This is a genomic window from Oribacterium sp. FC2011, from assembly GCF_000701645.1.
In the GTDB taxonomy this organism is placed as follows: Bacteria; Bacillota; Clostridia; order Lachnospirales; family Lachnospiraceae; genus Oribacterium.
In genome coordinates this window covers 46497-71091 of record NZ_JNJM01000014.1, presented here as the reverse complement: position 1 = coordinate 71091, position 24595 = coordinate 46497, and the positions used below count along the sequence as shown (strand labels likewise).

The window sequence follows — 24595 nt, the reverse complement described above, 5'->3', positions numbered from 1 at the left end:
TGGGGGATCATTTTATGGCATCAGACAAAAAAGCAAAGAAAAACGGTGATAAGCCGGATATTTCAGAGATTTATGAATACAGAAAGAAGCTTAAAAAGATTCTGAAACCTGACAGGTATGAGCATTCACTCAGTGTGAGCTTTACCTGTGTCTGTCTTGCAATGAGATACGGAGTTGATCTTTATAAGGCTGAGGCAGCAGGGCTCGTTCATGACTGTGCAAAGCAGTTCTCGGATGAAGAACTGATAAAGCTTTGTAAAAAAGAAAGAGTAGAGCTTACAGATGATATGCTGAAAGCACCTCAGGTTATACATTCTGTTTTTGGTGCCGTATATGCCCGTAAAGAGTTTGGAATAGATGACAGGGATATTTTATCGGCCATATACTATCACACCCTTGGAAGGCCAAATATGAGTCTTCTGGAGGCTATAGTTTTCACTGCCGACTACATTGAAGCAAGAAGATATAAAGCTTCAAGGCTTACTGAGATCAGAAAGCTGGCATTCGAGGATCTGGATAGAGCTGTATACGAGATTAATCATGATACCATAACATATCTTGAGGAATCAGGAGGCTTCATCTGTAAAGATTCTTACGATACCTACAGGTATTACAAAGAACTTATTGAAACGCGCTGACAGCCGATAAAATAAATATCATCATTATGACAGTTATTTAAAGGAGTTATTTTTATGGCAAATGAAACTTCAAAGGAAATGGTCAAGGCAGTTTACAATGCTCTTTCGGATAAAAAGGGATATGATATAACTGTTATTGATATTTCGGAGGTATCTGTTATTGCCGATTATTTTGTGATCGCAACAGCAGACAACCTGAGACAGGTGGATGCACTCAGTGATGCGGTAGAAGATAAGATGGCTGAGCTCGATTTTGAGATGCGTCGTAAAGAGGGCGTTCCCAACAGCGGCTGGATACTTCTTGATTATAATGATATCATTGTGCACATCTTTGATAAGGAACAGAGATTGTTCTATGACCTTGAACGTATATGGTCTGACGGAAAAAAGATGGTTGATATAAATGAGCTTTGATCGCAAATCCCGACTTGTATAGTCGGGATTTTTTAGTTCTGCCATGGCTTTAAAGCGCGTCAAAATAAGACTTCAAAAGAAGCCGTAAGAATTCTTTTTTTTAAGTACAAATGTTTATATGATAGTTGCAATGAACGGATGTTTGTGATAAAGTTTTATTATATTTAATAATAAAAAAGGAGTATGACATGGGCAGACACAAAAAACAACCGGATGCTAATCATATGACACCAAAGCAAAAAGCAGTTTTTGAGTATATTAAACAATGTGTTATTGAGAGAAATTATCCCCCTTCTGTGCGGGATATTTGTGCTGCGGTAGGCTTAAAGTCTACATCAAGTGTGTTTACATATATCAATGATCTGGAAACCATGGGATTGATAAAGAAAGATCCTTCACATCCAAGAGCTCTGATGATCACAACATCAGAGTTCCGTTCGGCGCCTGAACGAGAGGTGGCTCAGGTACCTTTGGTTGGTACTGTTGCGGCAGGGCTTCCTTTACTTGCTCAGGAGAATATCACGGATTATTTCCCCATTCCTGTAGATATGCTCCCAAACAAATCAGTATTTATGCTGACCATAAAAGGTGAATCCATGATCAACTGCGGCATACTTAACGGGGACCGTGTTATAGTAGAACAGCAGGAAACCTGCAACGATGGCGAGATTGTTGTCGCTCTCGTTGATGATAGTGCTACAGTGAAACGCTTTTATAAGGAAGACGGACACATAAGACTTCAGCCTGAGAATGACAGCATGGATCCTATTATTGTGCCTGATTGCAAGATACTCGGAAAAGTTATCGGTTTGATCCGTATGGGTATGAAATAACATTGTTGTTTCGGCAATATTTAAATATTGCCGAAACCGGAGATCCGGTATGATTGAAAGAGCAAAAGACGCATTAAATTATGATATCATTTATCATAAATTCAAAATGGCTCCAATGGACGGAGAATCGCTGGAGGATTTAAAGAAGGATATTAACGAATTATCCGGAAAACTTGAAGCCTGTGGTATATATGTTCATGTTTTTGAAAGCAATGTCCAAAAGAAAAGCGGGAAATCACGGGATGGTTTTGTAAATGTTGAGGTTGGCATACATGAACATCACAGGACCAGAGGAGCCGGATGGTTTAAACGAAAAGAAAGTCAGGTTACGGTGGGAGAAGTGTATAAATTCTCTTTAGAGCACAATACCAGGGAAACTGCGGAATTTGCCGGGGTTTCTGTAAGGACGCTGTACAACAGGAAAACCTTGCTAAAGAACCGGGGTAAATGGCAGGAAGATAATCCAAGCATGTTTTGATGAAATTTTTATTTTTTAATGAGTTATCAGATTGGAATTTATTACCGATATAACACTATATGGTTTTTAGATAAGTGACGACATGATGTCGTTTTATTTTTCGTGAAAGATCAGTGTGATCAGTTTTCATTTAGAAAGGTAATGGTTTCAATGGAAAGAATGCAAGGTGACAATGATAGTTCATTAATAAAAAATGCGTTTTTGTTATTCGACAAGATGTCGGAATTACAAAAAAAACTTCCTGTGGCATATGCTCTTTTTCAAATTGTAGAAAATGATAAGCATGACGGAGCTGTTGATGCAAAATATCTTTACGCTAATGAACGCTTTTGCAGAGGTATCGGACATGATAAAGAAGATCTGGTAGGGCATCTGGCTACAGAAACCTATGAAGATGAAACCAAAGAATTGTTTTATTATGCCTATAAAGCTGCGTATCGGGGAGAAGAGAGTAACTATACAACCTACAGCAAAATACTTGGACATTGGGCGGAGTTTATTATTGCCCCGACCAATATTAGAGGGTGTTGTATAGTAGTGTGTACATTCATCGATGACAGTCATCTGGAAAGAGAATTGCTGCGAAGAAATTCAACTACAGATGATGCTATAGTACGTATCAGTCGTCTTCTCAGCAATGAGGATGATTATGATGCTGTTATGAATCAGGTTCTTCTGGAGCTTAGTCGGGTTATCCATCCTGAAAGAATTTATATACTCAGCACTGACAGGGTTGTTGTGGATCTGGAGTTTGAGTGGTGCAATGACGGTATTCCTACTCACAGGGAAAAACTTTCAAAGCTTAGTTATCAAAAGTACTTTGGAAACTGGGAAAAATACCTGAATCGCGACAGAGCGGTTATAAAGATTGACGATATCGATATTTTCAAAGAACATGAAAAAGATGTATATGAAAATTTAAAGGACAGAGGAATTCAAAGATTTGTATGTGCACCGTTCTATGATAACAAGCATCAGATACTTGGCTTTTTATGCGCGGACAATTATGAAATTATCGATGATATCGACACTCGTAAGATCATAGAGAGTATTTCTTATTTTATCGGATTTAGGATCAGAAACCATACATTGATGAAGCTTTTGGATTACAGGGGTACTCATGATGACCTGACCGGCCTTAAGAACCGACGTGTCTTTGGAGAGGCATTAAAAGCTGTTTCACAGACCAGAGATACATATGGAATTTATTATGTAGACCTGAACTTCTTTAAGTATGCCAATGATAATTACGGACACCATGTGGGTAATGAGGTTCTTCAGGAAACTGCCATAAGACTCAGGGATGCATCCCGTCATGAAGTATTCAGAATTGGCGGTGATGAATTTGCTATTTTGATAGACGAGGAGCTTCCGGAAGAAGAGTACAAGAAAATCCTGGAGGATATGGACGCAGCATTTAAGGTTCCTATATTGGATACAAAGGATTACAGGATAACCATAAGCGTAAGTGCCGGCTACGCAATAGCACCGACGGACAGTACAAGTCCTAACGAGCTGAGAAAAATTGCAGATCAGCGCATGTATGAGAAAAAGAAATTGATGCATGAGAAAATCATAAGCGAAGGGGGAACAGATCCCAGAGGATAAAAAAGAATCTCCAAAGTTCCTGAGAGGAGGTCTCCAAAGTTCCTGAGATGTTCTCGAGCTGATTGAGTGGCAGACTAAAAAAAAGAGCCTTACGAGGCTCTTTTTTTAATCTCCAAAGTTTAATGTGGTTTCCCAATGTTTTAGTCTGTTCTTAATCGAACCTTGTTTCGGGCACTTCTGCGACGTTCGTCTTCCAAAGCGGCATAGTGTTTTTTTGTGGTATTAACGTCATTGTGTCCCAGAACGTCTGCCACCAGGTATATATCACCGGTTTCTTTATATAGATTGGTGCCATAGGTGCTTCTTAATTTATGGGGAGTGATATGCTTAAGAGGCGTTACAGTTTTGGCATATTTTTTTACCATATATTCTACAGATCTCACAGTGATACGTGAGTTTCTCAGAGAAAGAAACAGAGCATCCTCGGAGCCGTTTTCTGGTACAAGATGTTTTCTGTGAACCACGTATTGACGTAAAACTCCCTCGACTTCATCGCCAAAGTAAACGGTAACCTCTTTGCCGCCTTTTCTGTGGATATGAATGCCGTTATTATTAAAGTCTACATCTGAGATATTAAGGCCTACACATTCAGATACTCGGATTCCGGTGCCTAGCATGAGTGTCATCATGGCAACATCACGGAGTTCGGTTTTATCATGGAATACCTGTTGATGTTTGGTGAGGTTGTCTCCGGTTTCGACTTCATCCAGAAAATCTGCAACTTCATTGGAGTCCATTCGAATGATTTCATGGTCTTTCAATTTGGGCATCTGTAATAGGGCGGCAGGGTTGTTCTGTATAAGCTGATTACGATAAAAATAGTTATAGAAGCTTCTCAGGGAAGCAACTTTGCGCTTTATGGCAGTGCGGCTGTTGATAACATCTGTTGTTATTTCATTTCCCTTTGAGTCTTTAGTCGTTCGTTTACGGTATTTAAGGTATTCAAGAAAGTCTTCAAGATCCAAAACGGTTATATTACTTATGTCATCCAGAGAGATATCCCTGATGGCTTTGCTTCTGAATATAGGATTTTCATCTCTAAGAAATTGGAAAAACACTTTTAGATCATAAGCATAAGCGATACGGGTTCTTGATGAAGTCCGTGGTTCGATGCCCCTGAAAAAAGTAGTACAGCACTGGGGCAGTTCGGAGAGCAGAGATCTTAATTTAAGAGTATTTTCTTTATCTACCTGCTCATGATATTTTAATGCCATTATTTTTCCTCCGATTTTCAAGTGAAATAGTTTTGTCGGTTTAATGGGTATAAGTATATATGAATATTAGTGCATAAATGATAATAATTTCACAATCTGACGATCCAAATCATTATTCTTTGTATATTATAACAAAGAGAAGCATAGGAATGTAGAAAGGTTTTGCGAAATAATGACGGATATAACGAAAAAACAAGATGTTTTTTAGCTATGATGACATACAAATTTCCTATTATTTTCATAATATAAAGCTATGTTGCGGTTGCGAGGGTTTATACTCAGTGTTATAATTGCATTTGGTCAGATACAATCATAGGCCAAGGAGACAATGTCAGGGTTTTAATTATTCTGATATGCAGCAACGGTTCTTCGCGAAGCGAAATATTAAAGGACCGGTGTCAAAAGCGAAAGAGGTAAAGACATGAATGATTATTTAGAAATTGTAAATGTTCACGCGCGTGAGATTCTTGATTCAAGATCTAACCCAACAGTTGAGGCAGAGGTTACTCTTGCAGATGGTACTGTTGGAAGAGCAGCCGTACCAAGTGGTGCATCCACAGGTCAGTTTGAGGCTCTTGAGCTTCGTGATGGCGATAAGAGCCGTTATGTAGGCAAGGGTGTTCTTAAGGCTGTTGAGAATGTTAATACTCTTATCAATGACGCTTTACAGGGCGTAGATGCATCAGACGTTTATGCTGTAGATGCAGCTATGTTAAAGCTTGATGGTACAAAGGATAAGTCAAAGCTCGGTGCTAATGCTATCCTTGCAGTATCACTTGCATCAGCACATGCAGCTGCTGAGTCTCTTGGTGTTTCTCTTCATCAGTTCCTTGGTGGTGCAGCAGGCTGCGAGCTTCCTGTTCCTATGATGAACATTGTTAACGGTGGTGCACATGCTGCAAATAACATTGATGCTCAGGAGTTCATGATCATGCCGGCAGGCGCTCCAAGCTTCAAGGAAGGTCTTCGTTGGTGTTCAGAAGTATTCCATGCACTTCAGTCAGAGCTCAAGGCTAACGGTCTTGCAACAGCTGTAGGTGATGAGGGTGGTTTCGCACCTAACCTTGCATCAGATGAGGAAGCTCTTGACTATATCGTAGCTGCTATCAAGAAGGCAGGATACGAGCCGGGTAAGGATTTCGTACTTGCTATGGATGCTGCTTCTTCTGAGTGGAAGAGCGACAAGCCGGGCGTATATCACCTTCCTAAGGCTGGTAAGGATTTCACAACTGATGAGCTTATCGATCATTGGAAGAAGCTTACAGAGAAGTATCCAATCATCTCTATCGAGGACGGTCTCGATGAGGAAGATTGGGAAGGCTGGCAGAAGATGACCAAGGTTCTTGGTGACAAGGTTCAGCTTGTTGGTGATGACCTTTTCGTTACAAACGTTGAGAGACTTCAGAAGGGTATCGACCTTGGCGTTGCTAACTCAATCCTTATCAAGCTTAACCAGATTGGTTCTCTTTCAGAGACAATGGACGCTATCAAGCTTGCTCACAAGCATCACTACACAGCAATCGTTTCTCACAGATCAGGTGAGACAGAGGATACAACAATCGCTGATCTTGCTGTAGCTCTTAACACATGCCAGATCAAGACAGGTGCTCCTTCAAGATCAGAGCGTGTAGCTAAGTACAACCAGCTCCTTCGTATCGAGGAAGCTCTTGGTGATGGTGCTGACTATCCTAAGTTCAACGCATTCAACGTTAAGAGATAATCTTTTCGTAGTAATAAGAAGATTTAAGGCGGAACAGTATAGCTGTTCCGCCTTTTTCAGTATGTAATAATGATGAGTCTGTTATAAACATTATTAATAAATGCTACAAATGTGACATAGAAATCGGCAACAATTAAATATTGCCGATTTCTATGGATGTTTTGAGTTTTCTCGTGATACAATAAATATATATAATCCAATTGCTATTAATGTTGTGAAAATCAGCCAGCCAAAAGGAAGATAGAGGAGCTTATTCATGAAAAGTACGGTGGAAATCATGATTAAGATGGAGGCAAAGGATTGTGCAGTACCTATAAGCTGGAATTTTTTTTGGAACCAGGGATATTCAGTATCATGTACCAACAGTCCGTCATGAACATATTGTATTGTATCCAAAAGTGCCTGTTCCGGGGATTTATCATAAATTCCGTTTTCATGAAGGAAAAATCCGCCTTTTTCGCACAATGAGTAAATCATATTGTATACAATTTCTTTTTTTAGCTCATTAACCGGAATGCTATATAAGACATATAAGAATACATTTCCGGTATCATTTATACGTTCCAGATAAAAAAGAGGAGATATGGAGGTAATTGCATCTAAATTATCTGAAATTAAGCTTTTTTGGACCTCGGATTTAAATTCCAAAAATGGATCTGTATCAATCAAAATCTGATCCAATGTATTGCAGGATTCTTTGTCAGAGCCTGTAATTATATTGAGACAGAATAAACTGTCCGGATGCTCAGAATAAAAGCGTCTGAATTGATTTATCCAGGTTGATTCAGCATTAAGACGATCGATACCTTTTTTGATTTCGGTATATGAACCATCATTAGAAAATATTCTTATTTTATTGGTATTGTCATTTCGAAGTCCGGATACAGACATCAATGTATGGACAGGGTGGATGTCCAGGTCAAATTTCAGCTCAAAATTATCTAAATAGCTCATAATTCATTATTTCGCAAAACTCCAGTTTAACGAAAAGATGAAATTAGTTATTGCCGTACCATGTTTTCGGAAGCAATAAAATCATCATAGGTAGGATTTCCAATCTTCCTGCAAGCATGTCTATGGTCAGAATAATCTTACTTAAATCAGAGTATTCCGAGTAATTGCATACAGGGCCTACTGCACCAAGTCCGGGACCTATATTGTTGAAGGTTGCGGCTACTGCAGAAAAGTTAGTTACAAAATCAAATTTATCAAATGAAATGATAAATACTGATACCAAAAAGATAAACACGTACATTATAAGGTAACAGTTCACGGATCTTACAACTGAATGCTCCAGTCTCTTTCCTTCCAGCCTTATATGTCTCACAGCTTCAGGATGAAGAAGAACCAAAAGATCCTTGCCGATCTCCTTGAATAAAATGATAACTCGGGATACCTTGATTCCGCCGCCGGTTGAACCTGCACAGGCACCACAGTACATCAGGAACAAAAGAACCATCTGGCTCGGCTGCGGCCAGGTATTAAAGTCCAGAGTTGAAAAACCTGTTGTGGTTATAAGTGATGCTACCGTAAAGAAGCTGTGATGCAATGAATAAATCAAGTCGCCGCCACACATCTTTAGAATATTAAAAGCGATAAAAATGCTTGATGCGATTATTATAGCAAAATAAACTCTTGCTTCCTCACATCCAAGGGCGTCCTTGTATTTGCGTTTCTGCATAAGATAATAGACGTTGAAATTAACACCGTACATTATCATGGCTATGGTAATGAGAAACTGGCAGAACATGCTGTAATCGCCCATTCCTGAGTTCCTTACTGCGAAACCTCCGGTGCCGGCAGCACCAAAAGCGATACATAAGGCATCAAATAAATCCATGCCGCATACAAAAAAAATCAGTATCCATGCAATGGTCAGGAAAAAATAAATCTTGTACAGGGCCTTGGCGGTGTCAGCAACCCTTGGAACCATTTTACTTACTGCAGGTCCCGGAGATTCGGCCTTCATTATCATCATGTTATATCCGCCGCCCAAAGGAAGTATGGTAAGAACAAGTACCAGTACTCCCATTCCGCCTACCCAGTGACTGAAGGAACGCCAGAACAGTAAGCCCTTTCCTAAATGCTCCACCTCATCGAGGATTGAGGCTCCGGTGGTTGTAAAACCTGAAACTATCTCAAACACCGCGTCGATATAATGAGGAATGGTGCCGGTAATGTAGAATGGCAGGGCCCCGATAAGGGATAACACTATCCAGCTGAGGGCACATATTACGAAGCCTTCCTTCACGTAATAGGCGATCTTTTTAGGCTTTTTCAAGGTCACAAGAGTTCCTATGAATAAAGATAGCAACGCACTTATACCTAATGCTGAAAAAGCCCATAATTCCTTGTAAATCAATGCACACAGCATGGGCAAAAGCATCAGGCAGGCCTCAAGCTTAAGTACCCATCCAAGTACATATACGATCATATTTATGTTCATGTATCAATAAGCTCCCTTATGCAAGAATATCCTTAAGATCATTGAAACCCGTGTTTGTAGTGACAACAATGGCACTGTCACCGGGAAGCATGAAATCAGAGCCTCTTGGAGTAATAAGATTGCCGTCACGAACGATAGCAGCAATAAGAACATTAGGCTTAAATCTCAATGAAGAGAACTTGTGATTTACCAGATTGGGATCATTGCCCACTCTGAATTCCAAAGCCTCAGCTCTTCCATCTGCAATCTTAAACATGGTTTCCACATTTGATCCCTGTGAATTCTGGAGGGCTCGTACATACTGAACGATATAGTCTGCTACAATCTGTTTTGGATAGATAACTGAACCCAGGTTTAGCTCATTAACCACATCTTCAAAGGAGATACGGTTGATCTTGGTGATAAGTCTTGCCTTTGAAAGCTTTCCTGCATACAGAGAAAGCATGATATTCTCCTCGTCAATTCCGGTAAGGGAACAGAATGCGTCGGTTCTTTCGATGCCTTCTCTTATAAGCATATCCTGATCGGTGCCGTCAGCATTGATTATGGTTGCTTCAGGGAATTCGGCTGCAAGAAAATCGCAGCGGTCATGATCTATATCAATGATCTTCAGTTTGCAGCGGGATTTGGAAGCCTGAAGGTATTTGGCAATGTAGTAGGTGACTCTCCCACCTCCGATTATCATGATATTCCTGATAGGAGCAAAATCTATACCGAGGAGGATGACGAAAGCATTAGCCTGCGGGGCATTGGCGATAAAGCTTAAGATATCTCCGCTTCTGATTTCCTGTTTTCCGGATGGGATGATGACTTCATCGCCTCTTTCAATGGAGCATATGAGTACATTAACATTTAACTCATGATGTATATTGTGGAGTTTTATGCCTGAGATACTACTGTTTTCAGGAACCCTGACTCTGAAAAGATCGATCTTTCCTCTTGAAAAGCTGTCGATTTTCAATGCCTGTGGGAAATGCAGCAGTCTTTCAACTTCCTTTGCAGCAGCCATTTCGGGATTTATAACTGTGGCAAGGTTCAATTCGTCTCTGAGATAGGTGATTTCATTAGTGTACTCCGGATTTCTGATACGAGCTATGGTGCTGCAATTACCCTCCTTTTTGGCGATAAGGCAGCATAACATGTTGATTTCATCAGAATCCGTTGCGGCTATCAGAACGTCAGCGTTTTTTACACCTGCTTCCTGCTGTATCTCAAGCATGGCGCCGTTTCCGGTTATGCCCATAACATCGATGGATTCCACTGCATGACGTAATGCTCTCTCATTGGTATCTATAATGGTAATATTATGATTCTCTTTGGATAGCTGCTCTGCAAGCGTAAGTCCGACTTTGCCGCAACCTACAACAATAATGTTCATATATTAAATTACTCCTTAAAGATTGGTTTTATCTTCTTCCCCTGAGCCGGCCCTGTCACGTTCGTCAAGATCCCTCTGCAAAGGTTCCAGATAGTGTACGAACATATCCTTCAGTGAACGGATCAGATAATTGTGATCTATTTCGCCGTAGTTAAAGGATTTTTTGCCGCCGTTTTCCATTCTTTCCCAAAAATAAAGGATGTCACGGAAAGGAATGTAATACATTTCGTTTCTTTCTGTAAATGAAAGAATGATAAAACTGATGCCGCCCTGTTTTTCAAATTCGCTCATGAATCTGACCTGGTGAGGATGAAGATTCGCCAGGGGCCAGAGATCCTTGGCACACTCTTTTGCATCAAAACAAATAGGAATGCCTTGCACGATCCCTATGTAGTCTACTGTTGACTTCTGGTCAAAATAAGCCAGAGTGATCTGGGTGTGCTCAGCATTCATATTTATAGGTGTGATGGGCGTAGGTATCTTTTGGACAACCGCAAGATGCTTATCCTGATAAGCTTCATTGGTACGGTTTATGAGATCTTCAAGTTGAGATCCCCGAAGACCTCTTGATTTCCAGGTACCCATTTTTATTGATGGCTTTCCTTGAGCCAGTCTTCCCAATCATTAACCATGGTGTTTTTGTCATCAAAATAATTGATTCTCATGGCTTCACGGCACTCTGAAAGAGTCTGATTGGTTACCTTAACGGCATGGTCGGTTCCGGTCTTTAATATGTCATATACCTCGCCGATATTGTTCTCCCACTTGGCACGCTCGGTACGGATAGGATCAAGCATCTCTTCCACAACCTTGAGAAGGAACTTCTTGCACTTCATATCCCCAAGTCCTCCGCGCCGGTAATGCTCCTTCATCTCCTGAAGATTCTTATAGTCAGGGAGATAATCCGCAAACTGGCTGTCATCGCGAAGGAAAGCATCAAGATAGGTAAATACCATATTGCCCTCGATATGACCGGGATCGTCAATGTTTATATGTGTAGGGTCTGTATACATACTCATTATCTTCTGCTTTACAGACTTTGCGTCATCGGAAAGATAAATGCAGTTGCCAAGAGACTTTGACATCTTTGCTTTTCCGTCGATGCCGGGAAGTCTTCTCTGGGCACTGTTTTCCGGAATAAGGATATCCGGCTCCACAAGAACATCACAGTTATAAATGGTGTTGAATCTGTGGGCAATCTCACGGCACTGCTCTACCATAGGCATCTGATCTTCGCCGGCAGGTACAGTGGTTGCCTTAAATGCAGTGATATCTGCAGTCTGAGAAACAGGATATGTAAAGAATCCGGCAGGAAGTCCGGCTTCATTATCGTCGGAATCATTACCGCTGAAACCACGCATCTGCATCTCCGATTTAACAGTCGGATTACGTGAAAGTCTCTGTGTAGTTACGAGATTCATATAATAAAAAGTCAGTGCATGCAAAGCCGGGATTCCTGACTGTATGCAGATATTGGACTTATCAGGATCTATTCCCACAGATAAATAGTCCAATGTTACTTCTATGATGTTATCGCGAACTTTCTTAGGGTTTGCCCAGTTATCGGTTAATGCCTGATCATCTGCAACAAGGATATTGATCTCATCAAAATTTCCGGAGTTCTGTAACTCAACTCTTCTTTTAAGGGAACCGATGTAGTGTCCAAGGTGAAGTTTTCCGGTTGGTCTGTCACCGGTAAGAATGATTTTCTTTTTACTGTCTTTAGCTAACATGCCTGCCTCCAGTATTTATACATATTCAGAGTGCATTATACCATATCAAAATGCATTTTTAAATAAAGTAATCTCGCCGCCGTCAAGGGACACTACATCAAATCTGCAGGGAGTGTCCGTAAGACTCAGGCGGTTATTTATAAGGTAAGCCTGAGCTACCTTTCTGATGAGTGACTGCTTATGAAGATCCACTGCCTGAAAGCCGTAACCATGCAGAGAATTCTTTCGAGCCTTTACTTCTACAAAGACCAGGTATTTTCCGTCCTTTGCAATTATATCGATTTCATTTTTGTGGAATCGGAAGTTCTGTGTGAGGATTTCATATCCCTTATCCTCCAGATATCGGGCAGCCTTTTTTTCTGATGCAGAGCCCTTTTCGTGATTGGCTTTTCTTTGGTCACTCCGGAAATTACGGAGTCCGGACTGCAATTCATTCCCGGTGACCGGTGCAGTAAAAATCCCGGGTAAGGTTTTATTATTGTTTTGTGAGGGTGTGTTCAATAGTTGACCTCAAACAAACTTCTTAATGAAGGATCTTCTGTGAATGGGACATGGTCCCAGTTCCTTAAGTGCGGCAATATGAGCAGCCGTGCCGTAGCCTTTATGTTTTGCAAAGCCGTAGCCCGGATACATTTCATCATATTCTGCCATGAGATGATCCCTTGTGACTTTTGCTATGACACTGGCCGCAGCTATGGAAACAGACTTCGCATCACCTTTAATGATGGAAACCTGGGGTATGTTGATTTCAGGTACAATTACCGCATCATTTAAAAGAAGCTGTGGTGCATCTCCAAGCCCCTTCTTCTTAAGCATTTCGGATGCATTGGCAATGGCAATCCTCATTGCCTCATAATCTGCCTGAAGGATGTTTATTTCATCGATTCTTTTCTCATCAACGATGCCATAACCATAGGCTAATGCTTTTTCCTTTACCTCCGGCAGCAGCTCCTCACGTCTTTTCTCACTGAGCTTCTTTGAGTCATTTAAATAAAGTATCACCGCATCCTTGGGAAGTATACAGCAGGCGGCCACAACAGGACCTGCAAGAGGCCCTCTTCCGGCTTCGTCCAGACCTGCTATCAAAGTGTATTCCGGGTATGAGTTTTCAAACTCCCGCATAAGCTTGAGTCTTGCAAGCTCTTTCTCGAGACGTTCACCCTTTAATTCTCTCATGATTTATCTTCCTCATCTGCCCCCGGTGTATGTTCCAGGGTAATGTTTCCGAGGCGGCCGTTTCTGAAGTCATCAAGTATGATTTTTGCGGTCTTTGTGTAGTCAACATTTCCGCCCTTCATGATGCAGCCTCTCTTGGTTCCTATGGCATCGAAAACCTTTATGGCTTCTTCATCCTCCTCAAAAGTAACACCGTACCTGTTTATAAGCGCGTCAGGATAATATCTGACGAGGTACTTGAGTAGATAGAAAACCAGTTCATCAATGTTTATGATCTGGTCGTTTATGGAACCGATAAGTGCCAGATTCAGTCCGACTATTTCGCGTTCAAATTTAGGCCAGGTTATACCCGGAGTATCCAGAAGCTGGAGCTTTTTGTTTACATTGATCCACTGGTTTCCTCTGGTGACACCCGGTTTATTGCCGGTTTTTGCCATGGATTTTCCTACGTAGGAATTGATAAAGGTGGACTTTCCAACATTAGGAATTCCCAATACCATGGCACGGATGGTAGGAGTTTTAATGCCTTTTTTCAGGTTTTTTTCCATGATGGGCTTGCAGGCTTCGTCTATAAGGCTGTTAAGCTTTTTAAGAGAGGCTTTGTTTCTTGCATCTATTTCAAGGGTATAAAAGCCTTTTTTTGAGTAATAAGCCGCAAATCGCTGTGTTTCTTTTTTATCTGCAAGATCAGCCTTGTTGAGAAGAAGTATGCGGGCTTTTTCTTTTGCAAAACTGTCTACATCCGGGTTTCTGGAAGACTCCGGACAACGGGCGTCAACTACTTCGATCACAAGGTCAACCAGTTTAAGGTCTTCGCGTATATTTCTTTTGGCTTTGGCCATATGGCCGGGGTACCATTGGATGTTCATGGTGATCTCCTTTCTCTATGCACCGGTAAGTGTAAGGGATAAACCGGCTTCGAAGTCGGGGTGGGCGGCAAAATAAGCTGCGAAAAAATTATTATCAGCTTATGGTGCCGATTTTTAGAGTGGGCAGCAAACGGAACCAGATTTTTCCGATGATTTGAGAACGATGAATGTTTCCAACATTGGTAAAACGGCTGTCTTCCGATGAGTCAGCATTGTCACCAATGAGAAAGTATTCGTCGTCCGTGAGTTTTATCGGCTTTTCAGCCACCCCTGCAAGGGAAATGTTTGATATTTTGTCATTTTCCATAAGAGTTCCGTCGATATAAATGCGGCCGTTTTGTATGGTTACGGTTTCCCCCGGAAGTCCAACTATACGTTTTACATTGTCGGTGGAGTCGTTTTTGCGAAATATAACAACATCCATTCTATTGGGATGGAAAAATTTATAGCCTAATGTATCTACCAGCACCAGGTCACCGGAGGATAAAACGGGTTCCATACTGTGCCCTGATATTTCTGCTGTTGTAAGGTAGCTGTGAACCAGAAACCATGCTAAGGCTATGATGACGGCAATATTTGTCAGAGTATGTACGGTTATGTATACAATATTTTTTTCACGCATCTGACACTCCTCCAGGTTTTACAATTATATAGGAAAAGGGCATCCCGTAAACGGAACGCCCCAAAGATCTTAATCAATAACAGATTACAGTGCCTTAACCTTGGCAGCCTTACCTGTACGCTGTCTGAGATATGTAAGCTTAGCTCTTCTAACCTTACCCTGTCTAATAACTTCTACCTTCTCAACAAGTGGGCTGTGAAGTGGCCATGTCTTTTCAACACCTACACCGTTAGAAGTCTTTCTAACTGTGAATGTGATTCTGTTTGATCCACCCTGAATCTTAAGAACTGTACCCTCGAAGATCTGTAATCTCTCGCGGTTACCCTCTTTGATCTTGTTGTAAACCTTAACTGTGTCACCTGTGTTGAAGCTTGGAACCTCAGCCTTAAGCTGTCCCTGCTCAATGTTCTTGATAATATCACTGTTTGCCATTGTGTTACCTCCTAATTCTATTTGACATTCATTCACGGATTTCTCGTCCGGACAAATCCTCCGGAATCCCCTATTCCAAGCATATGGAACCGTCAGCGGAATATCTCTTCTTAGTCACAACTTTTGTAATTTAACATATATTCACTTATATTGCAAGTGAATTCGTATTATTCAAATACTGATTTATTTCCGGTCAGATTTCCGGATTTTCCGAGGGAAGCTCCGACTGCTCTGCCGGCTTATGATGTCTCTTCCGTTTGGGTTTTTTTGGCGCAAATTCCTCGGGATTTTCGGCAACATATTTTTCGTACAGATCCGGACGCCTCTCTTTTGTACGTTCAAGACTCATCTGATGACGCCATTCGTCTACCTTTTTATGGTCACCTGACAGTAAGATCCTGGGAACCATATGATCTTCGAAATTTTCCGGACGGGTGTACTGGGGATATTCCAGAAGGCCGTCGGAAAAGCTTTCTATTTCATGTGATTCGTCTTTATTGAGGACTCCATGCACAAGTCTTGATATGGAATCTATCATACTAAGGGCCGGCAGTTCCCCTCCCGTAAGGATATAATCACCTATGGAAACGTGCTCGACCTCAAGGATCTCAAGGGCACGTTCGTCGATGCCCTCATAATGCCCGCATAAAAAGAGGATGTCCTCTTCTTTGGAAAGCTCCTCTGCCATTTTCTGGTCAAAAGTTTTTCCCTGGGGGGACATGAAAAGGACTCTTCCCGGACGGTGACCGATGGTATTGACTATATGTCTGTAGCAATCTACCACCGGCTGTACCTGCATAAGCATGCCGGCGCCTCCGCCATAGGGATAGTCATCCACGTGATTATGGGAATCCTTTGTGTAATCTCTTATATTAAAAGCCTGAACACTCATGAGTCCGGACTGAATGGCTCTGCCGCTGATACTCTCGCGGACAACATTGTCTATCAGTTCCGGAAACAGGGTCATAACATAATAATTCTTCATAGATCCAAAAGACCCGGTATAAGATGAACCCTGATATAGCCCTCTTCCGGTGCTTTCTCAAGGATGAACGGGTCACAATACGGTATCATAAGGTCTTTGCCTTCAGTCTTTACCAGCATGACATCGTGGGCTCCGGTTTCTATGAACTCCTTTACTGTGCCGAGTTCAGTATCATTTTCATCCAGAACCTTACAGCCGATAATATCTCCGACGAAATACTCTCCTTCCGCGAGAGGGATAGCATCGGCTCTGTCCACGTAAAGCTCTCCTTTACGGATTGCCATTACATCGTCAATACTATCGTATTCTTTGAATTTCACTAAAGCGAGATTTTTGGAAAATCTCACATTTTCGACCTCAAGCTGGAGCATATTTTCCATTTTGCCTGAACGATCAAGCCAAACTTTTTTAAGGTCAAAAAATCTCTCGGGTTCGTCGGTTGTAGGATATACTTTAACTTCGCCCTTAAGACCATGGGTGGTAACTATAGTACCGACTCTCAGTTTTTCCTGCATATTTTTCCTTTAACTGCAATTACTCAGCATAGTCATGACTATACTGAGTAATTATATCACTTAATATCTACGGATACCTTTATATCTGCTTTGCTTGCCGCCGCAGACATAACAGAACGGATTGCCTTTGCGATACGACCTGAACGCCCGATAACCTTACCCATATCCTGCTCATTCACAGAAAGGGTCAGGACGATCTCGCCATCCTTGTTCTCCTCAACGACATTTACATCATCAGGATTCTGAACAAGTGCCTTGGCAATTGTTTCGAGTAATTCCTTCATTAGGTCTCCTCTCGGCGGATTAGTTGATTCCGGCTCTCTTAAGAAGCTTAGCTACTGACTCTGTTGGCTGTGCGCCATTTGAAATCCACTGCTTAGCCTTCTCAGCATCAATCTTGATCTCTGATGGCTCCTTGGTAGGGTTGTAAGTTCCGATCTCCTCGATGAACTTTCCGTTTCTTGGTGATCTTGAATCAGCAACGATTACTCTGTAATATGGTGCGTGAATCTGACCCATTCTTCTTAATCTGATCTTTAACATGATTTTTCTCCTATTTTCTAAATAAATGATATATATGATCAACAGTCTGGTACTGTTAAATCTGTGGTTAATATAAATATATCCGGAACAATGACTTGCATTGATTCTGAAATACATTCGAAAATGACTGAATCAGTGGTTTCTGACAGGTTTAGGGTTTTTGTCAGAACGGGAATCTTCCACCTTTCCCAAAGCCGCCCAGACCTCCGAGATTTCCGAGACCGCCAAAGCCTCCCAGGCCGCCTCTGCCATGTTTGCTTCTCATGGCTCCTCCGAACTGTTTCATCATCTTTCGCATCTGCTCAAACTGCTTTACAATCCGGTTTACTTCAGCTATGTCAACTCCGGCGCCATTAGCGATACGGCGCTTTCTTGAAGGATTGATAAGATCCGGATTGGAACGCTCTTTTGCAGTCATAGACTGAATAATGGCGCGAACCTTGCCAAGCTGTTTTTCGGTGTCATCCATGTCAATGTCACCGAGGCCTGATGCTCCGGGAAGCATCTTGAGGATTCCGCCTATTCCTCCAAGTTTTGACATCTGATCCATTTGAACCATGAAGTCGTTGTAGTCAAACTTACCTCTGGTAAGCTTTCCGATGGATTCGCGGCTCTTTTCCGCATCCAGGTTTTTCTCGGCTTTTTCAATGAGTGAAAGTACATCACCCATTCCAAGGATTCTCCCTGCCATACGATCCGGATAGAACTGTTCCAGATCATCCAGCTTTTCTCCCATACCTAAGTAAAGGATAGGTTTGCCGGTCATGGCTTTTATGGATAATGCGGCACCGCCTCGTGTATCACCGTCACACTTTGTGAGGATGACACCGTCAATACCTACCTTATCTGAAAAGGTCTCAGCCACATTAACGGCTTCCTGACCTGTCATGGCATCTACAGTAAGGATGGTCCACTGTACTTCAACTGCTTTTTTAATGTTCTGAAGCTCATCCATGAGCTTTTCGTCTATCTGAAGACGTCCGGCTGTATCCAGGATTACAACATTGTAATGCTTTTCTTTGGCTTCCTGAATAGCTTTTCTTGCTATTTCAACCGGGTTTACCTTGTCTCCCAGGGAGAAGAAAGGAATGTTTACTTTCTCGGCATTGACTCTTAACTGGTCAATGGCAGCCGGTCTGTAAATATCGCATGCTACCAGTACCGGAGTACGACCGTTGGACTTGAACTTTCCTGCAAGCTTTGCGGCAGTGGTTGTTTTACCTGCACCTTGAAGACCTGCCATCATGATGACTGTAATGTCGCTTGCCGGTTTGAGTACTATCTCAGTGGTTTCTGAACCCATCATGGAGGTGAGTTCTTCGTTTACGATTTTTACTACTGTCTGCGCGGGAGTAAGACTGCTGAGGACTTCCTCACCGATAGCCTTTTCTTTTACCTTGGCTATGAAATCTTTAACAAGCTTGAAGTTAACATCGGCCTCCAGAAGTGCCATACGTACTTCTCTTAAGGCCTGGTTTACATCATCCTCGGTCAGCCTGCCTTTATGTCCGAGGTTCGAAAATATATTGGATAATCTGTCTGTCAGATTTTCAAATGCCATCTATGATCTCTCCTGCAAGTTTTTGTATCTCATTATCTTCTGCATGATTTAGGATTGCAACGGCGCGCTCACGTATATTAGTGAGTTTGGATTGAAGTCCCAGAGTTTTTTCGGTTTCCTGAAGCTTCTTGTCTGCCCGTCTGAAAAGTTCCTGTGCTGCCTGTCTTGTTGTTCCCATCTCTTCACCGATTTCTGTGAAGCTCATATCGTCAACGATATGGTATTCATAAACTTTCCTCTGGTTTTCATTGAGCAATCCGCCATATAACTCATATAGATTGCCTCTCAAAACAAAGTCATCCATCCATAATCTCCTCAAACCTTTGCTAGTATAGCATAAAAAAATATGCTGTCAACACTTTTTGTTGACAGCATATTTATTAGTCTTCAAATATTGAATCTACATATTCCTTCGCGTCGAAGCGTCGAAGGTCGGAGGCTTTTTCGCCTACGCCGATGTATTTTACGGGGATGCCGAGTTCAGACTGGACTGCAAGTGCGATACCGCCCTTTGCGGTGCCGTCCATTTTTGTCAGGATAATGCCTGTTACCTGGCAGGCATCTTTGAAGATTTCGGCCTGGGACATGGCATTCTGTCCTGTGGTGGCATCAAGGACTACAAGAGTTTCTCTGTATCCTTCTGCGAATTCTTTATCGATGATCCTGTTGATCTTCCCAAGTTCCTGCATAAGATTCTTCTTATTGTGAAGACGTCCTGCAGTATCAATGATGAGGAGATCGGCATTTTTAGATTTGAAGGACTGAAGTGCATCAAAAACTACTGCGGCAGGATCAGAACCTTCTTTCTGGGCAATGACATCAACATCTATGCGGTGTCCCCATTCTTTGAGCTGCTCAATGGCACCGGCTCTGAAAGTGTCTGCGGCGGCAAGGATTACCCGCTTGCCCTTGTTTTTGAAATTGCTGGCCATTTTCCCGATGGAAGTGGTTTTGCCTACTCCGTTGACGCCGATCACCGAAATGATACTTTTCTGCTTCTCAAAATCATAATAGGAATCGTCAACTCTCATTAACTCATAGAGATAATCACGAAGTATTTTCTTTATCTCGCGGGTGGTATTAACGCCCCGGCTTGAGGCCTCTGTTTTTATAGCATCGATGATTTTCAGTGTTGTGGTGACACCTACATCCGACATGATCATGGCGTCTTCGAGACTCTCATAAAAATCGTCATCTGCGATCTCATTGGTCTGGAAGATATTGTTTATAAGTTTGGAAAAGAAATTAGCCATAAATCCACATTCTCCTTGTTAAAAGCCGATGGTGCTTTCATGCCTGTCATTAAGATGAGAGTTTGATCGGCTTCTAAATATTATGTCTAAAGTCCTTAGTGTTACTTTTACAGACTGGCTCAGGGACTTTAGACAGATGTTAATAAAATGTTTACTTTAAATTATGCCTCCAGCTGATCCTGTACCAGGTCAACGGATACCAGTGTTGACACACCCTTTTCCTGCATGGTGATACCGAACAGGCGGTCAGCATTTTCCATAGTTCCTCTTCTATGGGTGATGACTATGAACTGTGTCTGTATAAGTGTGTGGAGGTACTCCGCAAAACGTGTGACATTGGAGTCATCAAGTGCTGCCTCGATCTCATCCAGCAGACAGAAGGGTGACGGTTTCAGATTCTGAATTGCAAAAAGCAATGCAATAGCCGTAAGTGCCTTTTCACCTCCGGAAAGCTGCATCATGTTCTGCAGTTTCTTTCCGGGCGGTTCCGCAATGATGGAAATTGATGCGGTAAGAACATCCGGATCCTCTGTGTCAAGCTCAAGTCTGCCCTGTCCTCCGCCGAAAAGTATCTTGAATGTTTTGTTAAACTGTTCCTGAATGAGCTTGAAGTTTTCATTGAACTGCTTACGCATACCCTGATCCAGTTCCGCAATGATCTCATTAAGAGACTTCTCGGATTCTGTGAGATCCAGGTACTGATTGTTCAAAAATTCATAACGTTCAGACACTTCTTTGTACTGCTCGATGGCATCCAGATTAACAGGACCGAGAGCCTTTAACTTGCCCTTTAACTGGTTAACAAGAGTACGTACCTCGTTTGTGTTTTTGTATTCGTCAGAATAACGCTTCTTTGCCTCTTCATATGTGATACCGTACTCGTCAAACATATAATTTGTGAGCCTGTCGATCTTTTCATCCAGCTTTTCTCTCTTGTTCTGAACACGCATGGACTCCTTCTCCATATCGAGAAGTCGTACAGATATCTCATCTTTTTTCTGGAAGAAGGACTTTCGTTCCTCCAAAAGACCGGTTTTCTGCTCTTCATCCTGTGTCATTTTTTCATTCAGTGACTGAGCAGCGGACTCGGCATTGGCGATCAATGATTCAAGTTCAGATATCTTATCAGTCTTTTCCTGAAGAACATTATCGGAATTCTGCTGTGAATCCTCCATGGATCCCTTTTCGGTAGTGATCTCCTCAAGCTCTGAATTCAGTCTGTGAAGATTTTCGGTAACGAAGTCGGTACGTGTCGAAAGGGATGAGTACTCAACATTGATCTGGGAAGCGATAGCCATGGTCTGGGTATTCTGCTCCAGAGTGAGTTTCTCAATCTCCTGTCGGTGGGATTCTACAGAAGCCTTTGCAAGGTCTCTTCTGCTTTCGGACTCCGCAAGCTGATGCTTCAGAGTTTCAACGGCGTTTTTGGCCTTGAGTATCTGCTCCTCAATCTCCTCCAGCTCGCGCTTTCGGCCCATGAGGTTAGAGTTATTCCTGAAGGAACCACCGGAAATGGAACCGCCCGGGTTTAAAAGATCTCCCTCCAGAGTTACTATCCTCAGACTCTGGCGATATTTTCTCTGGATACTGAGAGCGGTGTCAATGTTGTTGACCACCAGGACTCTTCCCAGCAGGAACTCGGAAAGCCCCTTATATTTTGCATCAAATTTAATGAGGTCACAGCCAAGTCCGATGGCTCCGTTTTCAGAGCATGCACGTTCGCAATTGTCATCCCTTCTACCCTTAATGTTTGAGAGAGGAAGGAAGGTTGCACGTCCGTAACGGTGCTGTTTTAAGTACTGCACCATGTTCTTGGCGGTGTTTTCGTCTTCTGTTACGACGTTCTGTATAGAACCGCCAAGGGCAGTTTCTATGGCAGTTTCATAATCCTTGGGAACTTCGATGAGATCTGCAACTACACCAAGGATACCATGCTCCTGATCGCGACGATCCATGACCATCTTTACTGCATTGCCATAGCCTTCGTAGCGTTCTGCGAGATTCCGAAGGGTTTCGAGACGGTTTTTGAGATTATCGTGCTCCCTGGTCTTGTGGTTGATCTGATCTCTTAATTGCTGGTTTGCTTCACCGAGCTTCATAACCAGCTCGGAGTCTGAGGAAATGAGATTTTTAACCTCTTCGAGACGCAGGTTCAGCTTTTCCAGGATTTTTCGCTGTTCTTCGATGTTTCCCAGGAAATCATCGCTTTTAAGGCTTGATGATTTCTCGGTTTCCTTTAAAGGGCGTTCCTCAAGTTCAAAATCCGGACCCATACAGGAATTGATGGTAAGCGAAGTCTCGTCCATGGTAGACTGGATCATTTCCAGATCCAGATCTATATTTTCCATCATTTCATCTGTTCCGGCTTTGTTATCTTTGATGAAAGTAATCTGTTCCCTGATCCACTTTAACAGGCTCAGATTATCCTCAATCTGAGAAATACGGTCGAACATGTCCTTCTTCAAGGCATTGATGCGCTGGGTATAATGAAGGGCGTTGTTCTTTTCTGTATTGATCTGCTCATTTAAAACGTCAATCTGTCCGCGAAGGTTTGTTTTCAGAAGGTCTGACTTGTTTATATCATCCTTTGTGTTGGTGATTTCGCTTTCGAGAGTTCTGATCTTTTCTTCTATTTCAGTATACTTGCTGTTTAACTCTTCCGATTCCTTCTTAACGGCAGCCAGTTCGTCATTAACCGTGCTGGCATTTTCATTAATGGAATCAAGACCCTTTAAGGTGTCATCCATATCTCTGATGAAGAGGTTGGAATCCGCATTGACAAGCTCGTCACGAATTGAAAGATATTGTCTTGCCTCGTCGGACTGCTTTTTCAAAGGTCCCACCTGGCGTTCCAGCTCGTTAAGGATATCTGTTACACGGGTAAGATTTGCCTGCTCGTCCGTAAGCTTTTTCTCGGCCAGAGCTTTTCTTCTTTTGAATTTGACGATACCTACAGCTTCGTCAAAAAGATCTCTTCTCTCTTCGGGCTTACCGGAAAGGATCTTTTCTACCTGACCCTGTCCTATGATACTGTAACCATCCTTACCGATACCGGTATCATAGAACAGCTCGTTAATGTCTTTTAGTCGACATTCTGTGCCATTCAGCATATATTCTGATTCGCCCGAACGGTAAAGACGTCTGGATACGGTTACCACATCATAATCGATATTTAAGAGACGGTCTGAATTATCCAGAGTTATGGCGACAAAGGCTGAACTCTGGGGACGTCTCAGCTGAGTTCCGGCAAATATAACGTCCTGCATGGAAGAACCACGCAGCTGCTTTACCTTCTGTTCACCGAGAACCCAGCGAACGGCATCGGAAATATTGGATTTTCCGGAGCCATTAGGGCCTACGATGCCTGTGACTCCTTTACTGAAATCAAGGACTGTCTTATTTGCAAAGGACTTGAAGCCCTGAACCTCAATAGATTTTAAATACATATCCGGTTTCCGCCTTAATCTGCTTTAATGTCTGGTAAGCTGCTCCCTGCTCACCCTTTTTCTTACTGGAACCTTCGCCGATGCCGTATTCCCTGTTGTTAAGTATTGCCTGAACACGATAGAATCTGTCATGGCAGGGACCTGATTCCTCGATAACTCTGTACTCGAGCTCCATTTTGTTCTGGGAAACATATTCCTGGAGAACGGTTTTTGCATCTCTGAAAAGACCGGCGCTTTCAATGTCGGTAAGCACAAGCTTATTCACGAAATTCTGGGCCTGTTCGAAACCACCGTCCAGATACATGGCGCCTATTACGGCTTCAAATGCATCTGATATTACAGAATCACGGTTATTGATGCGTTCTCTTGCCTCTCCTTTTCCCAGGATGATGTAATCACCAAGATTCACCTTTCTGGCGGCTTCTGCCAGCGTAGGTTCACATACCAGTGATGCACGGACCTTGGTCATGACACCCTCCTGTAATACGGGTTTTCTGTTAAAGAGAAATACGCTTGAAATAAGTTCGAGTACCGCATCTCCCAAAAATTCAAGTCTTTGATTGGAAGCTTCCTTTGGTTCACCGTTTTCATTACTGAAGGAAGGATGTGTAAGGGCATGTTTTAAAAGCCCCACATCATTAAAGTGATATCCTAAAGCTTCCTGTAGCTTTTCTAAATCGTCTGACATTTATACTCCTTAAAATGCAGCCGGCCATAGGCCGGCTGATGTA

26 protein-coding genes are annotated in these 24595 nt (G+C 42.3%); 6 read left to right on the top strand and 20 right to left on the bottom strand.

Annotation, left to right across the window (positions count from 1 at the left end; all coding sequences use genetic code 11):
* The first annotated feature begins 14 nt into the window (after positions 1-14).
* The 5 genes from yqeK (at position 15) to T357_RS0112300 (ending at position 3971) form a co-directional block, all read left to right on the top strand.
* A complete protein-coding gene (gene yqeK, locus T357_RS0112320; RefSeq protein WP_044916882.1) occupies positions 15-638 on the top strand; it encodes a bis(5'-nucleosyl)-tetraphosphatase (symmetrical) YqeK in 624 nt (207 codons plus the stop codon).
* Positions 639-692: 54 nt separating this feature from the next.
* The gene (rsfS, locus tag T357_RS0112315) at positions 693-1052 is read left to right on the top strand and encodes a ribosome silencing factor (protein ID WP_031553049.1); all 360 of its coding nucleotides are present in this window, start codon (positions 693-695) and stop codon (positions 1050-1052) included.
* A 188-nt stretch (positions 1053-1240) separates the two neighbouring features.
* Positions 1241-1885: a transcriptional repressor LexA gene (lexA, locus tag T357_RS0112310; RefSeq protein ID WP_081828155.1), complete on the top strand. Its 645-nt coding sequence runs from the start codon at positions 1241-1243 to the stop codon at positions 1883-1885.
* A 49-nt stretch (positions 1886-1934) separates the two neighbouring features.
* Entirely contained in the window at positions 1935-2363 is a 429-nt protein-coding gene (locus T357_RS0112305; RefSeq protein WP_031553043.1) for a hypothetical protein, read from the top strand.
* Positions 2364-2513: 150 nt separating this feature from the next.
* Positions 2514-3971 (top strand): sensor domain-containing diguanylate cyclase, encoded by a 1458-nt coding sequence (locus T357_RS0112300; RefSeq protein ID WP_175456415.1) that lies wholly within the window; start codon positions 2514-2516, stop codon positions 3969-3971.
* A 140-nt stretch (positions 3972-4111) separates the two neighbouring features.
* Here T357_RS0112300 and T357_RS0112295 read toward each other — a convergent pair whose 3' ends face one another.
* Positions 4112-5188 (bottom strand): tyrosine-type recombinase/integrase, encoded by a 1077-nt coding sequence (locus tag T357_RS0112295; protein ID WP_155991419.1) that lies wholly within the window; start codon positions 5186-5188, stop codon positions 4112-4114.
* A gap of 418 nt (positions 5189-5606) precedes the next feature.
* Here T357_RS0112295 and eno point away from each other — a divergent pair, with 418 nt between their 5' ends.
* Positions 5607-6905, top strand: coding sequence for a phosphopyruvate hydratase (eno, locus tag T357_RS0112290; RefSeq protein WP_029200215.1), 1299 nt, complete (start codon positions 5607-5609; stop codon positions 6903-6905).
* Between the two features lie 150 nt (positions 6906-7055).
* On the opposite strand, the gene T357_RS21215 is transcribed toward eno, so the two are convergent.
* The 19 genes from T357_RS21215 to rnc form a co-directional block, all read right to left on the bottom strand.
* Positions 7056-7574, bottom strand: coding sequence for a hypothetical protein (locus T357_RS21215; RefSeq protein WP_155991413.1), 519 nt, complete (start codon positions 7572-7574; stop codon positions 7056-7058).
* A 328-nt stretch (positions 7575-7902) separates the two neighbouring features.
* Positions 7903-9351, bottom strand: coding sequence for a TrkH family potassium uptake protein (locus T357_RS0112280; RefSeq protein WP_031553030.1), 1449 nt, complete (start codon positions 9349-9351; stop codon positions 7903-7905).
* A 16-nt stretch (positions 9352-9367) separates the two neighbouring features.
* A complete protein-coding gene (gene trkA, locus T357_RS0112275) occupies positions 9368-10729 on the bottom strand; it encodes a Trk system potassium transporter TrkA (RefSeq protein WP_031553027.1) in 1362 nt (453 codons plus the stop codon).
* 15 nt (positions 10730-10744) lie between these two features.
* The gene (locus T357_RS0112270; protein WP_044916878.1) at positions 10745-11314 is read right to left on the bottom strand and encodes a Holliday junction resolvase RecU; all 570 of its coding nucleotides are present in this window, start codon (positions 11312-11314) and stop codon (positions 10745-10747) included.
* 2 nt (positions 11315-11316) lie between these two features.
* Positions 11317-12462: a tryptophan--tRNA ligase gene (gene trpS / locus T357_RS0112265; protein WP_031553020.1), complete on the bottom strand. Its 1146-nt coding sequence runs from the start codon at positions 12460-12462 to the stop codon at positions 11317-11319.
* A 45-nt stretch (positions 12463-12507) separates the two neighbouring features.
* On the bottom strand, positions 12508-12963 hold the full coding sequence (locus T357_RS0112260) for a YraN family protein (RefSeq protein WP_330373124.1): 456 nt from the start codon (positions 12961-12963) through the stop codon (positions 12508-12510).
* 9 nt (positions 12964-12972) lie between these two features.
* Positions 12973-13638: a ribonuclease HII gene (locus tag T357_RS0112255; RefSeq protein ID WP_031553014.1), complete on the bottom strand. Its 666-nt coding sequence runs from the start codon at positions 13636-13638 to the stop codon at positions 12973-12975.
* On the bottom strand, positions 13635-14507 hold the full coding sequence (gene ylqF / locus T357_RS0112250) for a ribosome biogenesis GTPase YlqF (protein WP_031553011.1): 873 nt from the start codon (positions 14505-14507) through the stop codon (positions 13635-13637). Before ylqF ends, T357_RS0112255 begins: the two co-directional genes overlap by 4 nt.
* 94 nt (positions 14508-14601) lie before the next feature.
* Positions 14602-15129 (bottom strand): signal peptidase I, encoded by a 528-nt coding sequence (lepB, locus tag T357_RS0112245; protein ID WP_031553009.1) that lies wholly within the window; start codon positions 15127-15129, stop codon positions 14602-14604.
* 84 nt (positions 15130-15213) lie between these two features.
* Positions 15214-15561 carry a 50S ribosomal protein L19 gene (gene rplS / locus T357_RS0112240; protein WP_031553005.1) on the bottom strand — a complete coding sequence of 116 codons (348 nt, stop codon included), beginning with the start codon at positions 15559-15561 and terminating at the stop codon, positions 15214-15216.
* Positions 15562-15754: 193 nt separating this feature from the next.
* Positions 15755-16546 carry a tRNA (guanosine(37)-N1)-methyltransferase TrmD gene (gene trmD, locus T357_RS0112235; protein ID WP_044916875.1) on the bottom strand — a complete coding sequence of 264 codons (792 nt, stop codon included), beginning with the start codon at positions 16544-16546 and terminating at the stop codon, positions 15755-15757.
* Positions 16543-17061, bottom strand: coding sequence for a ribosome maturation factor RimM (rimM, locus tag T357_RS0112230; RefSeq protein WP_031553000.1), 519 nt, complete (start codon positions 17059-17061; stop codon positions 16543-16545). Before rimM ends, trmD begins: the two co-directional genes overlap by 4 nt.
* 56 nt (positions 17062-17117) lie before the next feature.
* A complete protein-coding gene (locus T357_RS0112225; protein ID WP_031552997.1) occupies positions 17118-17345 on the bottom strand; it encodes a KH domain-containing protein in 228 nt (75 codons plus the stop codon).
* A 19-nt stretch (positions 17346-17364) separates the two neighbouring features.
* A complete protein-coding gene (gene rpsP, locus T357_RS0112220; RefSeq protein ID WP_031552995.1) occupies positions 17365-17607 on the bottom strand; it encodes a 30S ribosomal protein S16 in 243 nt (80 codons plus the stop codon).
* A 160-nt stretch (positions 17608-17767) separates the two neighbouring features.
* Positions 17768-19165 (bottom strand): signal recognition particle protein, encoded by a 1398-nt coding sequence (gene ffh / locus T357_RS0112215; protein WP_031552993.1) that lies wholly within the window; start codon positions 19163-19165, stop codon positions 17768-17770.
* Positions 19155-19469 (bottom strand): sigma factor-like helix-turn-helix DNA-binding protein, encoded by a 315-nt coding sequence (locus T357_RS0112210; protein WP_031552991.1) that lies wholly within the window; start codon positions 19467-19469, stop codon positions 19155-19157. Before T357_RS0112210 ends, ffh begins: the two co-directional genes overlap by 11 nt.
* A gap of 76 nt (positions 19470-19545) precedes the next feature.
* Entirely contained in the window at positions 19546-20418 is an 873-nt protein-coding gene (gene ftsY, locus T357_RS0112205; protein WP_031552990.1) for a signal recognition particle-docking protein FtsY, read from the bottom strand.
* Between the two features lie 161 nt (positions 20419-20579).
* Positions 20580-23864, bottom strand: a complete 3285-nt coding sequence (gene smc, locus T357_RS0112200) for a chromosome segregation protein SMC (protein ID WP_031552989.1) — start codon at positions 23862-23864, stop codon at positions 20580-20582.
* Positions 23845-24552, bottom strand: a complete 708-nt coding sequence (gene rnc / locus T357_RS0112195; RefSeq protein ID WP_031552986.1) for a ribonuclease III — start codon at positions 24550-24552, stop codon at positions 23845-23847. The genes smc and rnc overlap by 20 nt, the downstream gene beginning before the upstream one ends.
* Between the last annotated feature and the right edge of the window lie 43 nt (positions 24553-24595).